Below are 13046 nucleotides of genomic sequence, written 5' to 3'. Positions count from 1 at the left end.
TGCCCGGCGGTGGTAGTGCCGGCCGCTGGCCGGCATGCCATGCGAGAGCGTGTCGACCAACGGTCGACACCCACCAGAGCGGGGATCGCGTGAGAGCGTGTCGACCAACGGTCGACACCCACCAAAGCGGGGATTAAGCGATGTTGGTAGCGCCGGGCAATGCCCGGCGAGCCATGCAAAAGCGTGTCGACCAACGGTCGACACCCACCGGAGCGGAGACCAACCCACCAGAACGGTCGACACCCACCAGAACGGAGGCCAACCCACCAGAGCGCAGCTCACCCCACCTTCGAGGGCCCGGTGCGCCAGCGGCTGGGTACCAGGCCGAAGCGCTTGCGGAACGCCGCAGCGAAGTTGCTGGGGTGGCGGTAGCCGGTAGCGGCCGCCGCCTGTTCGACGCTCCAGCCGCGTTCGCGCAGGCCCTGTTCGGCGTGGTGCATGCGTTGTTCGTGCAGGTAATCGAATACCGAACAGCCGTACTGCTGCACGAAATGACGGCGCAGCGAACTGGGGCTCATGCAGGCGATCTGCGCCAGTTCGACCAGGCTGTGCTCATGGCTGGGGTCTTCGCGCAGGAAATCGCGCACGCGTTCCAGCCGCGCATGCTGCCCGGCACGCAGCGTACGGGTGGTCGCCCCGTGCAGGTCATCGGCCTGCAGGCCGACCGCCAGGATCTGCAGGGCCAGGCCCTCGCGCCACAGTGCATCCAGATCGCCCTGCCACGGGCTGTCGAACAGCTGCGACAACGCCGGCACCAGTGTGTGCGGAATGGCCCAGTGGCGGCAGCCGCCCTCGCTGCCCTGCAGTGCCTGCTGCAGCGCGGGTTGTTGCAGCAGGTCCACATCGAACTCCGCAGGAATGCGCAGGCTCACGCCACGCAGGCGCACGCTGCCCGGATGCACGCCGCGCATCTCGACCGGTTCACGGTGATGGCTGGTCATCGCGGTGCCGGCGCGCAGGCTGAAGGCCTCACGCTGCGGCACCTGCACGTCGACCTGGCCATCAAGCATCATCCGGATCGACAGGCCCGGCCGCTGCTCGGCAGTGGCCGTATAGCCCACGCGGTTGCACACATCGGTGGCGATCAGGCTGAGGCCGCCGCGCAGGGTCTGTTCGTGCATTTCGCCGCGACCGACCCATTGGTCGTCGCGCAGGTCGCGCGGGTCGGCGCGGTAGTCATAGCCGTGCCGATCGCCGAAGCGACGGTAATCGGCAAAGGTGAAATATCGGGACATTGCGAGGCCGCTCAGCTGGGGAGGAGAGTGCTGGCGTCGGCTCGCAGGAACATTCTAGCGCGGGCCCGCCGCCGCAGCGACGGGCCGGTGACAATGGATTACGCACCCAGTGCGGGGTAGTCGGTGTAGCCGTGTTCGCCGCCGCCATAGAGGGTGCTGGGGTCGAGGTCGGCCAGTGCGGCGCCACTGCGCAGGCGCGCCACCAGATCGGGGTTGGCAATGAAGGGCCGCCCGAACGCGACCATGTCGGCGTAGCCGCTGGCTACGGCCTGCTCGGCACGCACGGCGTCGTAGCCGTTGTTGGCAATCCAGGGACCACGGAAGCGCGCACGCAGGCCGGCGTAGTCGAAGGCGAGGTTGTCACGGTCACCGCCGGTGGCACCTTCGATGACATGGATGAAGGCCAGGCCCTCGATCGTGTCCAGGCGCTCCACCGCGCGGTCGAACAGCGGCTGCGGATTGCTGTCGTGCGCATCGTTGACCGGCGTGACCGGCGACAGGCGCACGCCGGTGCGGGCCGGGCCGATGGCTTCGGCCACCGCGCTGACCACTTCAAACAGCAGGCGCGTGCGGTTCTCGATGCTGCCACCGTAGGCATCACTGCGGTGATTGCTGCCATCGCGCAGGAACTGGTCGATCAGGTAGCCATTGGCGGCGTGCACTTCCACGCCGTCGAAGCCGGCGGCGATCGCGTTGCGTGCAGCGGTGCGGTAGTCCTCGATCAGCGCCGGGATCTCCTCGATGGCCAACGCGCGCGGCGCGGATACATCCTCGAAACCGTTGGCGGTGAAAGTCTTGCCATTGGCGCGGATCGCGCTCGGTGCCACCGGCACTTCGCCCTCCGGCAGCAGGCTGGTGTGGGAGATGCGGCCGACGTGCCAGAGCTGCAGCACGATGCGGCCACCGGCGGCGTGCACCGCATCGGTCACCGGCTTCCATCCAGCCACCTGTGCGTCGCTGTAGATGCCCGGGGTGTCCAGGTAGCCCTGGCCGAGCGGGCTGATCTGCGTCGCCTCGGCAATGATCAGGCCGGCGCTGGCGCGCTGCTGGTAGTAGGTGATCGCCAGCGGCGAGGGCACGCGGTCGGGCAGGGCACGGTTGCGCGTCAGCGGCGCCATGGCGATGCGGTTGGCCACGGCGATGTGGCCAAGGTGGGTGGGCGTGAACAGCAGATCGGCGGCAGGGCTCATCGAAGGTTCCACTGGGGGAGAGGTGTGGCTTGGATCATAGGTGCGAATGCGTTGCAGCGATGGGAAGGTTCGTTGCAGGCAATGGACGTCGAATGTCGCTGCAGATGGCACCTCCGTAACACGCGCGGGCGTAACGTCATCAACAGGCGGACGCGCTCCGCATCGATGACCAACACGTGGAGAACACAGATGATCGACTACCAGCTCAAGGGCAAGACCGCGATCGTGACCGGCGGTGTGTCCGGCATCGGCCTGGCCGTGGCGGAACTGCTTGCTGCATCCGGTGCCAGCCTCTCGGTGTGGGACCTGAAACAGGACGCGGTGGATGCCACCGTCCAGAGCCTGAAGGCGAAGGGCGTGCAGGTCATCGGCATCGCATTGGACGTGACCGATGAGGCGGCGGTGGAGGCAGCGGTACAGCGCACGGTGAAGGAGCTGGGTGGCATCGACGTGGCGGTGAACAACGCCGGCATCGGCGGCCCGGCCGCAAGCAGTGGCGATTATCCGGTCGATGGCTGGAAGCGCGTGGTCGATGTGAACCTGACCAGCGTGTTCCTGTGCCAGCGTGCGCAGATCCAGGCGATGCGCGCGGCGGGCAAGGGCGGCAGCATCATCAACATGGCCTCGATCCTGGGCCAGGTGGGCTATGCCGGTTCGACCGCCTACGTGGCAGCCAAGCATGGCGTGGTGGGCCTGACCCAGACCGCCGCGTGGGAACATGCCGGCGATGGCATCCGCATCAACGCAGTCGGCCCGGGCTTCATCGCCACGCCGCTGCTGGAAAAGATGGATGCCAAGGTGCGCGCGACGCTGGAAGGGCGCCATGCGCTCAAGCGCCTGGGTACGCCGGAGGAAGTGGCGGCGCTGGTGGCCTGGCTGGCCAGTGATGATGCCTCGTTCGCGACCGGCACCTATTACGCGATCGACGGTGGCTACCTGGCGCAGTGATGCGCTGCTGAGGGGAACGGATGGCTGGGGTCAGAGCCCCTGCGGGGATCCGACCCCGGGCATCGCCGGGCGCTGCCGGGTGAACCGGCCGTGGTGGCACCTTCACCGTGGTGCCACGGCCCTCGCGCGACGCTCCGGGGAAACTCCCGGAGTCCGCCGATGGAACTCACCCAGGATGTATCGATCCTGCTGCGCGTGGCCGCGGCGATGCTGTTCGGCGGCGTGCTGGGCGTCGAACGTGAGATGGGCAAGCACGCCGCGGGCCTGCGCACGCATATGCTGATTGCCGGGGCGGCGGCGCTGATCGTCGGCCTCGGTGATTCGGTGGCCGAACATTTCCAGCAGGAGCGCTACCGCGACCTGCTGCAGGTCGATCCGGTGCGCCTGATCGAGGCAGTGGTGGCCTGCGTTGGTTTCGTGGCCGCCGGCACCATCCTGCGCGGCAACCGCGAGGACCAGGTCAGCGGATTGACCACGGCGAGTTCGCTGGTGATGGCTGCGGCCATCGGCATTGCCGTGGGCATCGGCAAGTACGTGATCGCCATCGGGGTGAGCGTGCTGTGCGTGCTGGTGCTGGCGGTGATCCGGCGGGTGGAGAAAAAACTCTGAGGGGAGTGGGGGTGGGGTCAGAGCCCCTGCGGGGATCCGACCCCGGGGTCGGATCCCCGCAGGGGCTCTGACCCCAATTGCGGCAAAATGGTCGGACCAATGTCGGCGCGAAACCTGTGATTAAATGGGCTCTTCGCCTGCTTTGATTGCCTGCCTTGAATCGCCAGCGCATCCTTTGCCACGAATGGTCATACCAAGTTTCGTCCACCGCGCGGTGGACGCCATGACCTCGCCGCGCGTCTCTGACAAGGTCGCTGCACAGCTGCGCCTGCTGGTGCAGGAACAACAGCTGCAGCCCGGCGACCGGCTGCCGGCCGAGCGCACTCTGGCGCTGGAGCTGGGCGTCTCGCGCACCGCGTTGCGCGAGGCCATCGCGCAGCTGGCCAGCCAGGGGCTGCTGACCGCGCGCGTCGGCGGCGGCACCTACGTGGCCGACCCGGCGGCACTCGCCCGGCAGGCGCTGCAGGAACCCCTGGTGCCCTACCTGCCGGTGTTCCAGGGCGATCCGGAATACCGTTTCGATGTGCTGGAGATCCGCCACGCGCTGGAAGGTGCCACGGCGTGGCACGCCGCGCTGCGTGCCACCGACGAGGACCGCGCGCGCATCACCCGCGCCTTCCAGACCATGATGGACGCGCACGGCAAGGATGACCCGGCCGGCGAGGCCGCAGCCGATGCGGCCTTCCATCTGTCCATCGCCGAGGCCTCGCACAACCTGGTGCTGCTGCAGGTGATGCGCGGCCTGTTCGAGCTGCTGCAGACCAACATCTCGCAGAGCCGCGAGAAGCTCTACACCTCGGCAGCAACCTTCTCGCCGCTGTCCGACCAGCATCGCGAGATGATGGATGCGGTGCTGGCCGGCGATCCCGAACGCGCGCGCGCCGCTGCCCATGCCCACCTTGAGTTCGTGCACACCACGCTGCGCACGCTCGATGACAACGAAGCCCGGCGTGCGCGGGCCTCGCGTCTCCCTTCCCCGCATGGCTGATGACTTCCGGTTGACCCCATGATCATTTCCGCTTCCACCGATTACCGTGCCGCCGCCGAGCGTCGACTGCCGCCGTTCCTGTTCCACTACATCGATGGTGGCGCATATGCCGAGCACACGCTGAAGCGCAACGTTTCCGACCTGTCCGACATTGGGCTGCGCCAGCGCATCCTGCGCAACATGTCCGACCTCAGCCTGGAAACCGAGCTGTTCGGCGAGACGCTGGCGATGCCGGTAGCGCTGGCGCCGGTCGGCCTGACCGGCATGTACGCCCGGCGTGGCGAGGTGCAGGCCGCGCGTGCGGCGGACAGCCGTGGCATTCCGTTCACCCTGTCGACCGTGTCGGTGTGCCCGATCGAGGAAGTGGCGCCGGCCATCCAGCGGCCGATGTGGTTCCAGCTGTACGTGCTGCGCGACCGCGGTTTCATGCGCAACGCGCTGGAACGCGCGCAGGCGGCCGGCGTGACCACCCTGGTGTTTACCGTGGACATGCCGGTGCCCGGCGCGCGCTATCGTGACGCGCACTCGGGCATGAGCGGTCCCAATGCCTCGCTGCGCCGCGTCGGCCAGGCCTTCACCCACCCGCGCTGGGCGTGGGACGTGGGTCTGCTCGGGCGCCCGCACGACCTCGGCAACATCTCCGCTTACCGCGGCAATCCGACCGGGCTGGCGGACTACATCGGCTGGCTGGGCAGCAACTTCGATCCTTCGATCTCGTGGAAGGACCTGGAATGGATCCGCGAGTTCTGGAAGGGGCCGATGGTCATCAAGGGCATCCTCGATCCGGACGACGCGCGCGATGCAGTGAAGTTCGGTGCCGACGGCATCGTAGTCTCCAACCACGGTGGCCGCCAGCTGGATGGCGTGCTGTCCACCGCACGCGCACTGCCGGCCATCGCCGATGCGGTGCAGGGCGACCTGAAGATCCTCGCCGATTCGGGCATCCGCAATGGCCTGGACGTGGTGCGCATGCTGGCGCTGGGTGCCGATACCGTGCTGCTGGGCCGCGCCTTCGTCTATGCACTGGCCGCACAGGGTGAAGCGGGCGTGGCCAACCTGCTGGATCTGGTCGCCAAGGAAATGCGGGTGGCGATGACGCTGACCGGTGCGCGCCGCATCGCCGACATCGGCCGCGACTCGCTGGTCAGCCTGCCATGAGCGACCACGCGAGCGTGCTGGCGCAGCTGCGTGCCGCCGTCGGCAGCCGCTATGTGCTGACCGGTGACAAGGCGACCCGTCGTTTCCGTCGCGGCTATCGGTTTGGCGAAGGCCCGGTGCTGGCCGTGGCGCGCCCAGGCACGCTGCTGGAACTCTGGCGGGTGCTGCAGGCGGCGGTGCAGGGTGGGGCGGCGATCATCCTGCAGGCGGCCAACACCGGCCTGACCGGTGGTTCGACTCCCGATGGCGATGACTACGGGCGGCCGATGGTACTGGTCAGCACGCTGCGCCTGACCGGCATCCAGCTGTTGAACGAGGGCCGCCAGGTGCTGTGCCTGCCCGGCGCGACGCTGGATCGTCTGGAACAGACGCTGGCACCGCTGGGGCGCGAGCCGCATTCGGTGATCGGCTCGTCGTGCATCGGTGCCTCGGTGCTGGGCGGCATCTGCAACAACTCCGGCGGTTCACTGGTGCGCCGTGGCCCGGCCTATACCGAGTTGGCACTGTTCGCGCAGGTCGATGCGCAGGGCCAGCTGCAGCTGGTCAACCACCTTGGCATTGCCCTCGGCGAGACGCCCGAGCAGATCCTGCAGCGTCTGCAGGCGGGCGACTACAGCCCCGCCGATGTCGGCGATGGCGATGGCCGCGCTGCCTCCGATGCGCGCTATGCCGAGGATGTGCGACGTGTCGATGCGGATACGCCGGCACGCTTCAACGCCGACCCCAGCCGTCATTACGAGGCGTCCGGTTCGGCGGGCAAACTGGCGGTGTTCGCCGTGCGCCTGGATACGTTCGAGAAGGAAGCCGCCGAGGTGTTCTACATCGGCAGCAACCGCACGGCCACGCTCACCACCATCCGCCGCCAGCTGCTGACCGGCTTCGAACGCCTGCCGATCGCCGGGGAGTACATCCACCGCGATGCGTACGACATCGGCGAGCGCTACGGCAAGGACACCTTCCTGCTGATCGATCGCCTCGGCACGGCGCGCGTGCCGGCCGCGTTCGCGCTGAAGAGCCGCGTCGATGGCTGGTTCGAGCGGCTGGGTCTGCGCGGGGTGACCGACCGGGTGATGCAGGCGCTGGTCGGCCTGCTGCCGTCGCACCTGCCGCCGCGCATGGGCGAGTTCCGCCAGCGGTATGAGCATCACCTGCTGCTGAAGGTGTCGGCGCAGGATGCTGCGGAGACCGAGCGCTGGCTGCGCGAGTGCTTTGCCAACCATGAGGGCGGTTTCTTCCGCTGCAGCGCCGAGGAGGGACGCAAGGCGTTCCTGCATCGTTTCGCCGTGGCCGGTGCGGCGGTGCGCTACCGCGAAGTCCATCGCGCGAAGGTGCAGGACATCGTGGCGCTGGACATCGCCCTGCGCCGCGACGATGCGGACTGGTTCGAGACGCTGCCCCCCGATATCGATGGGCGCCTGCTGCACAAACTGTACTACGGGCACTTCCTCTGCCATGTGTTCCACCAGGATTACATCGCGCGCAAAGGCGAAGACCCGATGGCCATCGAACATGCGATGTGGGCGCTGCTGGACAAGCGTGGCGCCGAGTACCCGGCCGAACACAACGTCGGCCACCTGTACCCGGCCAAGCCGGCGCTGGCCGGATTCTATCGGCAGCTGGATCCGAGCAACACGTTCAATCCCGGTATCGGCCACACATCCAAGGTGGCGGGCTGGGGCAGCTGCGATTGCAGCGGGCATTGACTATCATCGGCCTTCCGCATGGATGCGCTGACGCGCTGGAATGATGATGCACACGACGATTTCCCGAGCCGCGTGGCTTGCACTGCTGCTGTCGACGCCAGTACTGGCATCTGCGCAGGGATCGATCCTGCCGCAGCAGCGCGATGCGGCAGGCAACGTGATGGAGCCGCTGGGGCAGGTGCTGTTGCCCGGCGAGGATGGCGGTGACCGCCTGCAGAACTGCACGGCCGATCGTGCCTGGTGCGTGGCCCTGCAGCCCAGCGACACCGAAGGTGAGGTGTCCAACACGCTGGTGGTGACCGAACGTGCACAGGGCACGGGCCAGCCGCAGTCCTGGCACGTGACGATGGATGTGCCGTCTGAAGGTGAGCTGTCACTGTGGCCATGGATCGTGCGCCTGGCACCGGGCGTGGGTGCCGACCAGGCCGTGGCCGATCCGCAGCAGCGGGCACGACAGAACGTGCTGGTCGGCGGCATCAGCAAGGTCAGCAACATGTATTCCGGCGGCGGTGCCGATGCGTCGCGCCTGCAGCTGGCACGGGTGCGGCACCTGGATGACGGCATCCAGGTCGACAATGACGTGCTCGGTGTGGCCTGGGCGGGACATGCGGAGATCCGTGCCTGCTTCAGCGAGCAGGACATGAAGCAGCGCGCTGGCGCCTGCCATGACAGTTACGGGTTCTCGGCCAGGCTCTCGCTGGATTCCACCGCCACGGCGATGCCGGTGCTGCGCTACCAGACCGTGGCCACGCGCTTCCCGGCCGGTGTGTCACGCAACGAGGATTCGCTGGCCAAGGGCCCGCTGACCAAGAAGGACCTGCGCACCGAGCAGGACCCGGCGTGCACGTATGTGCGTACGTTCGGCTTCAGTGATGGTGCTTACCAGCCGGACCAGGCGCTGCCGGACTGCGCGGGCTATACCGAGCCCTGAGCGCGGTAGCAGCCGAGCATGGCTCGGCTCTACAGAAGGCGAGAGCAGCCGAGCGCGGGCTCGGCTCTACTGTCGGGTTATTCGCAGCGTGCGGCGGTGATGACGTTGTTCTTGTCCACGTACACGCGCAGGCGGTCCGGGCGGATGTCCTTGGTGGTGATGGTGGTCGGTCCGATCGGGTTGACCAGGCCGGCGCCGCTTTCACGGGACAGGCGGCGCATGTTCTCTTCGTTGCCCGGCTGGCCGACGGCCCAGCCGAGCTGGCTGGCATCGCAGCGGCCGCTGCCCTTGACCTGCGGGCCGGGCGTGCTGACGCATGCCGACAGCAGCAGTGCAGTGGCAGGAAGCAGCAGGAACAGGCGGTGGGCAGTCATGCGGGCGCTCCATTGCAGGGGAATGGCCGCACCATAGCACTGTCTGGCGCGGCCCCGGCAGCGATCGGATCATTGCCGCTGGCCGACCGCCGATGCATAGTGCGCGAACGTACGGCATCGCGCCGACGGGCAGGTCGGGCCATTCCGGCGCAGGTGCGGAACAGGGTATGACGTCAGGCGAAGCGCACGGACAGGGCTGGCTGACCTCGATGGCGTTGCTGCCGTTGCTGCTGGCGGCCGCGACAGTCAACGCCGCGGCCATTGATCCGGCAGTGGCGGCTGCAACCGCCGATGCTGCCCCCGTGTTCGGTGGCTGGCGCAACCTGCAGACCGAGGCCGGCCATGAGCCGGCGCAGCGCAACCTGGCGTTCGGCATGCTGCCGCAGGAAGCGACCCGTGGCGACCGCTTCGTCATCCTTGATCGCGAAGGCCACCGCGCGGTGTGCTGCCTGCAGGTGGCCAGCCCGTCGCTGGGCGTGGCCGCGCTGCGCGAGCAGTACCACCTCGCTCAGGCCGGGGTGGATGACCTCGGCAACGTGCGCAGCCCGTCCCGCCCCTATGTGCCGCATGTGTATGCGATGCAGCGGGTGGATGAGCTGGCCGATTACACCTTCGCCGATGTTGCCGGTGCCTACAGCGATCTGGGTGGCCTGCTGCTGCCGGAAGCGGCCGCGGTGGACTCCGAGGCGACCACGGTGCGCCTGGGTGAGGTGCAGTACCGGCTGCAGTTCCAGCGCCAGCCCTTTGCCGATGACGATGGTGCGCTGGACCGCTACACCCTGCAGGCCCCGGGCCAAGGCCCGGCGAAGGTCGTGGAAGTGCCGTTCGGGACGTACTGAGCCGGTCGATGCGGGCAGTCGAGCACGCTCGACCCTACAATGTTCGCTGCGCCTGTTTACCTGAGTTTCCACCGTGTCCCTGCGTCCCCTGCTGCTGTTGTCCCTGACCACGCTGGCTGCTTGTGCCAGCGCGCCGCCGCCGCCGCCGGCCCATTCCGATGCGCTGTGGCGCCTGATCGAACGCGACTGCGAAGGGGCTGATGGCCCGCGAGGTGCCTGCCTGCAGGTGCAGCCCGGCGCCGACCGCCGCGACGTACTGGTCAAGGATTCGCATGGGGATTACCAGTTCCTGCTGATGCCGCTGGACAAGGTCAGCGGCATTGAAAGCCCCGGCCTGTACCGCAGGGGCGTGCCGAACTACTTTGCCGCTGCATGGCAGGCGCGCTCGCACACCCAGCAGGCGCTTGGCCAGCCGCTGCCGCGCGAAGTGGCCAGCCTGGCGTTGAACTCGCCGCATGGTCGCTCGCAGCACCAGCTGCACATCCACGTGGACTGCCTGCGTGCCGACGTGGTGCAGGCGCTGGACGCACAGCGTGCGGCGCTGGGGCAGCAGTGGGCGCCGCTGCCGGTGCCGCTGCGTGGCCACCCGTACCAGGCGCGCGTGCTGCCGGGCGCGGAGCTGACCGCCAACCCGCTGAACCTGCTGGCCTTCGACCTGAGTGGCCCGGCCGACGTCGGCAACTGGAGCCTGCTGGTGGCCGGTCACCGCGATGCGCACGGCGCCCCCGGGTTCGTGCTGCTGGCGACCCGGCTCGACACCGCCACCGGCAACGACGCCAGTGCCGAGGAGCTGCAGGACCACGCCTGCAGCGTGCTGACCGGCGCCGGTTCCGCGCTGGAGCGGGTGCGCTAGCCCCGCGCGGGGTGCTGGCGGCGCCAGGTCGGCGCCGTCAGCGCATGCAGGCTGCGGTCTTCCCAGCCGTCAGGGCCCAGGTGATGGTCGCGCAGCAGGCCTTCGTTCTCGAAGCCGGCGGCGCGCAGCACGTCTGCAAGCCCGGCGCTGTTGTCGGGCGGGAGCATCACATAGACGCGGTGCAGTCCGACCTGTTCGAACAGGAACGGGCACAGTGCCTGCAGCGTGTCGGCGAAGCGCTGCGCATCGGTCCAGTCGGCCTGGCAGAAGCGCTGCAGCTCGGCGCTGCGATCGCGCGCGGACTGCAGCCGCACGGTCAGCTGGTCGATCAGGGTATGGCTGGGCTGGTCGAACACACCCAGCAGCAGGCGGTCATTGTCCTCCTGCAGGCGCGAGCGCTGGATGCCGATGAACAGCTGCACCTCGGCCTCGCTGCGGCAGTTCACGTTGCAGCGGGTGCGGCGCTGCCCGCACAGCGTGCGCCAGCCAGGCAGGTCGGTGCGCTGCAGTGAGCGCAGGTTGATGGAACCATGGCCCAGCAGCAGCAGGTGGCGGCGCAGTACCGGGTGCAGGGCAGGAGGGGAGGTGGGGTTCGGTTCGATGCACATCCGGCCACGATCCCGTCTGCGCGGGGCGATGCCCATGAAATTTGTTGCAAAGTGAGGAGCATACTGCGCGATGGTCCGGGGCCGTTCAGGGATGAAGGCGCGGTTGCAAGACGCTTGTTTGTGCGATGCAGATGGCGCAACGTGTGCGAACGGTCGATGCTGTGGCCTTTCCACACACGGAGTGCACGGATGGATGCAAGGATGCTGTTGATCGCCGGGATGGTGCTGGGCGTGTTGCCGGGTTGCCACCCGGGCGAAACCGGAACTGCGCGCAATGAGATCGCGCAGGCCCCCGTCAAGGCGGCCGCATCGCAAGCGCAGGCGACCGGTCACGCCGCGACTCCGGATGATGCGCCTGCGCCTGTGTCTGTGCCTGCGCGTCCACGTGCCGCCGCAGCCATGCCGTCGGCACAACACGCCATGCCATCGAATGCGGCCTATCTCGCAGGGGAGTCGCAACTGCTGAACGGCGGCGAATTGTCGGGCGACCAGGCCGAGGCCGTCCTTCTTTCCAGCAGAAGCTTCAAAGCAGCCCTGCAGCAGTTCGAAGCGGATGCGTCGCTGAGTCCGGATGCGCAGGATCTGACCCGGTTGTACCAGGCCGCGGCGACCCGTGCGCTGGGCGAGGACGTGGCGCTGGCCTCGCTGACGTGTGGCTATACCCTGTGCATGGGCGAGGTGCGCAGCCGCAGCCAAGGTGGATTCCGTGACTGGGTTGGCCTGTTCGGCAAGGACCGCGGCGCACCGCACTACGCGTTGATGACGGCCGAGTATCCGCTGGGAAACGGACAGTCCTCGGGGCGTTTCGTGTTCTCGATCGATCCCACTGCCAACGGCATCAGCCAGTAGCGTCGAGCCTGCTCGACTACCGCTCGCTCGCCGTCAGGGCAGCGCCTGCACGCTGTACGACTCGATGACGTAGCTGAAGGCCTGTTGCTGGCGGTCGCGCAGCAGGGCACGCACTTCCAGGATGACGCCATGGTCGCCATCGCCGCGCGGTGGCCAGAAGGTCTGGTCGGCAAGGGTCTGGCGCTGGAAGCCGAGGGGGCCGACCACGCGGCCGAAGGGTTCGTCGCTGCTGTCCAGCACCTGGTTCATCGCCGCGCTGAGGCGGCCCGGCAGGTACCAGTTGTCGGCTTCGGAGAGCACGCGGCTGCCGCAGACCAGCTGCACGCGACGGTAGCGCAGCGGCGTATCGGCACCCGCGCCGAGCGCCTTGAGTACGTCGGCCGGTGCCGCCTTGTCCTGGCCATGCACGCGCACGGCGCGCACGCGGGCCTGTTCGGCCAGGCCATGCTCGGCGCACCAGCTTTCCAGCGTACCGGTTGCACTGGGGCCGGCCAGCACGCGCTGGTGCAGCTGCTCGACCAGGGCGGCGGGCGCGATGCGCTGCTGTCCGGGCGGCGCCTGCAGCGGCGCGGTGGCACCGGCATCGGCGGCGGACAGGCTGGCGATCGGGGCAGCGGCCAGCAGGGATGCGGCCTGCCAGCGGCGGAGACGATCGTGGCGGTCGGACGGGCCCATGCGGCATCACAGCGGAAACAGGCGCCCATGTTACCCGTTCAGGCGTGTCCCCGGCGTGCCGAAAGCGTCGCGACTCGTCGGGCATT

The 13046-nt window shown here is 68.3% G+C and carries 14 protein-coding genes; 9 read left to right on the top strand and 5 right to left on the bottom strand.

Translation table 11 applies throughout. The annotated features are described in order from the left end of the window. Nucleotides 1–278: 278 nt before the first annotated feature. Complete coding sequence (locus C1925_RS12255; RefSeq protein ID WP_108769129.1) at nt 279–1235, bottom strand: AraC family transcriptional regulator; 957 nt, start codon at nt 1233–1235, stop codon at nt 279–281. A gap of 98 nt (nt 1236–1333) precedes the next feature. Continuing rightward, on the bottom strand, nt 1334–2425 hold the full coding sequence (locus tag C1925_RS12250; protein ID WP_108769128.1) for an alkene reductase: 1092 nt from the start codon (nt 2423–2425) through the stop codon (nt 1334–1336). 189 nt (nt 2426–2614) lie between these two features. Between C1925_RS12250 and C1925_RS12245 the strand changes: the two genes are divergently transcribed. From C1925_RS12245 to C1925_RS12220, 6 genes are all read left to right on the top strand, one after another. Further along, nucleotides 2615–3373, top strand: coding sequence for an SDR family NAD(P)-dependent oxidoreductase (locus C1925_RS12245; RefSeq protein WP_108769127.1), 759 nt, complete (start codon nt 2615–2617; stop codon nt 3371–3373). A gap of 159 nt (nt 3374–3532) precedes the next feature. Next, nucleotides 3533–3982 carry an MgtC/SapB family protein gene (locus C1925_RS12240; protein WP_108765423.1) on the top strand — a complete coding sequence of 150 codons (450 nt, stop codon included), beginning with the start codon at nt 3533–3535 and terminating at the stop codon, nt 3980–3982. Nucleotides 3983–4205: 223 nt separating this feature from the next. Further along, the gene (gene lldR, locus C1925_RS12235; protein ID WP_108770704.1) at nt 4206–4970 is read left to right on the top strand and encodes a transcriptional regulator LldR; all 765 of its coding nucleotides are present in this window, start codon (nt 4206–4208) and stop codon (nt 4968–4970) included. Nucleotides 4971–4988: 18 nt separating this feature from the next. Then, complete coding sequence (lldD, locus tag C1925_RS12230; protein WP_108769126.1) at nt 4989–6128, top strand: FMN-dependent L-lactate dehydrogenase LldD; 1140 nt, start codon at nt 4989–4991, stop codon at nt 6126–6128. After that, entirely contained in the window at nt 6125–7831 is a 1707-nt protein-coding gene (gene dld, locus C1925_RS12225; protein WP_108769125.1) for a D-lactate dehydrogenase, read from the top strand. Before lldD ends, dld begins: the two co-directional genes overlap by 4 nt. Nucleotides 7832–7877: 46 nt before the next feature. Then, nucleotides 7878–8762, top strand: coding sequence for a hypothetical protein (locus C1925_RS12220; protein ID WP_108770703.1), 885 nt, complete (start codon nt 7878–7880; stop codon nt 8760–8762). A gap of 77 nt (nt 8763–8839) precedes the next feature. Here the strand turns inward: C1925_RS12220 and C1925_RS12215 are convergent, their stop codons facing one another. Further along, the gene (locus tag C1925_RS12215; RefSeq protein WP_108769124.1) at nt 8840–9136 is read right to left on the bottom strand and encodes an I78 family peptidase inhibitor; all 297 of its coding nucleotides are present in this window, start codon (nt 9134–9136) and stop codon (nt 8840–8842) included. 167 nt (nt 9137–9303) lie between these two features. On the opposite strand from C1925_RS12215, the gene C1925_RS12210 reads away from it, so the two are divergent. Continuing rightward, the gene (locus C1925_RS12210) at nt 9304–9975 is read left to right on the top strand and encodes a decarboxylase (protein WP_108769123.1); all 672 of its coding nucleotides are present in this window, start codon (nt 9304–9306) and stop codon (nt 9973–9975) included. A gap of 73 nt (nt 9976–10048) precedes the next feature. Next, a complete protein-coding gene (locus tag C1925_RS12205; protein ID WP_108769122.1) occupies nt 10049–10828 on the top strand; it encodes a CDP-diacylglycerol diphosphatase in 780 nt (259 codons plus the stop codon). Here the strand turns inward: C1925_RS12205 and C1925_RS12200 are convergent. Continuing rightward, nucleotides 10825–11436 carry a GNAT family protein gene (locus tag C1925_RS12200; protein WP_108769121.1) on the bottom strand — a complete coding sequence of 204 codons (612 nt, stop codon included), beginning with the start codon at nt 11434–11436 and terminating at the stop codon, nt 10825–10827. The genes C1925_RS12205 and C1925_RS12200 overlap by 4 nt on opposite strands. A gap of 201 nt (nt 11437–11637) precedes the next feature. On the opposite strand from C1925_RS12200, the gene C1925_RS20985 reads away from it, so the two are divergent. Then, entirely contained in the window at nt 11638–12285 is a 648-nt protein-coding gene (locus tag C1925_RS20985; protein WP_159097521.1) for a hypothetical protein, read from the top strand. A 33-nt stretch (nt 12286–12318) separates the two neighbouring features. On the opposite strand, the gene C1925_RS12185 is transcribed toward C1925_RS20985, so the two are convergent. Continuing rightward, entirely contained in the window at nt 12319–12960 is a 642-nt protein-coding gene (locus C1925_RS12185; protein ID WP_108769118.1) for a hypothetical protein, read from the bottom strand. Nucleotides 12961–13046: the final 86 nt, after the last annotated feature.

Origin of the sequence: Stenotrophomonas sp. SAU14A_NAIMI4_5 (assembly GCF_003086795.1) — a bacterium.
Classification (GTDB): Bacteria; Pseudomonadota; Gammaproteobacteria; order Xanthomonadales; family Xanthomonadaceae; genus Stenotrophomonas.
This window is presented reverse-complemented; position numbering and strand designations above follow the sequence as displayed.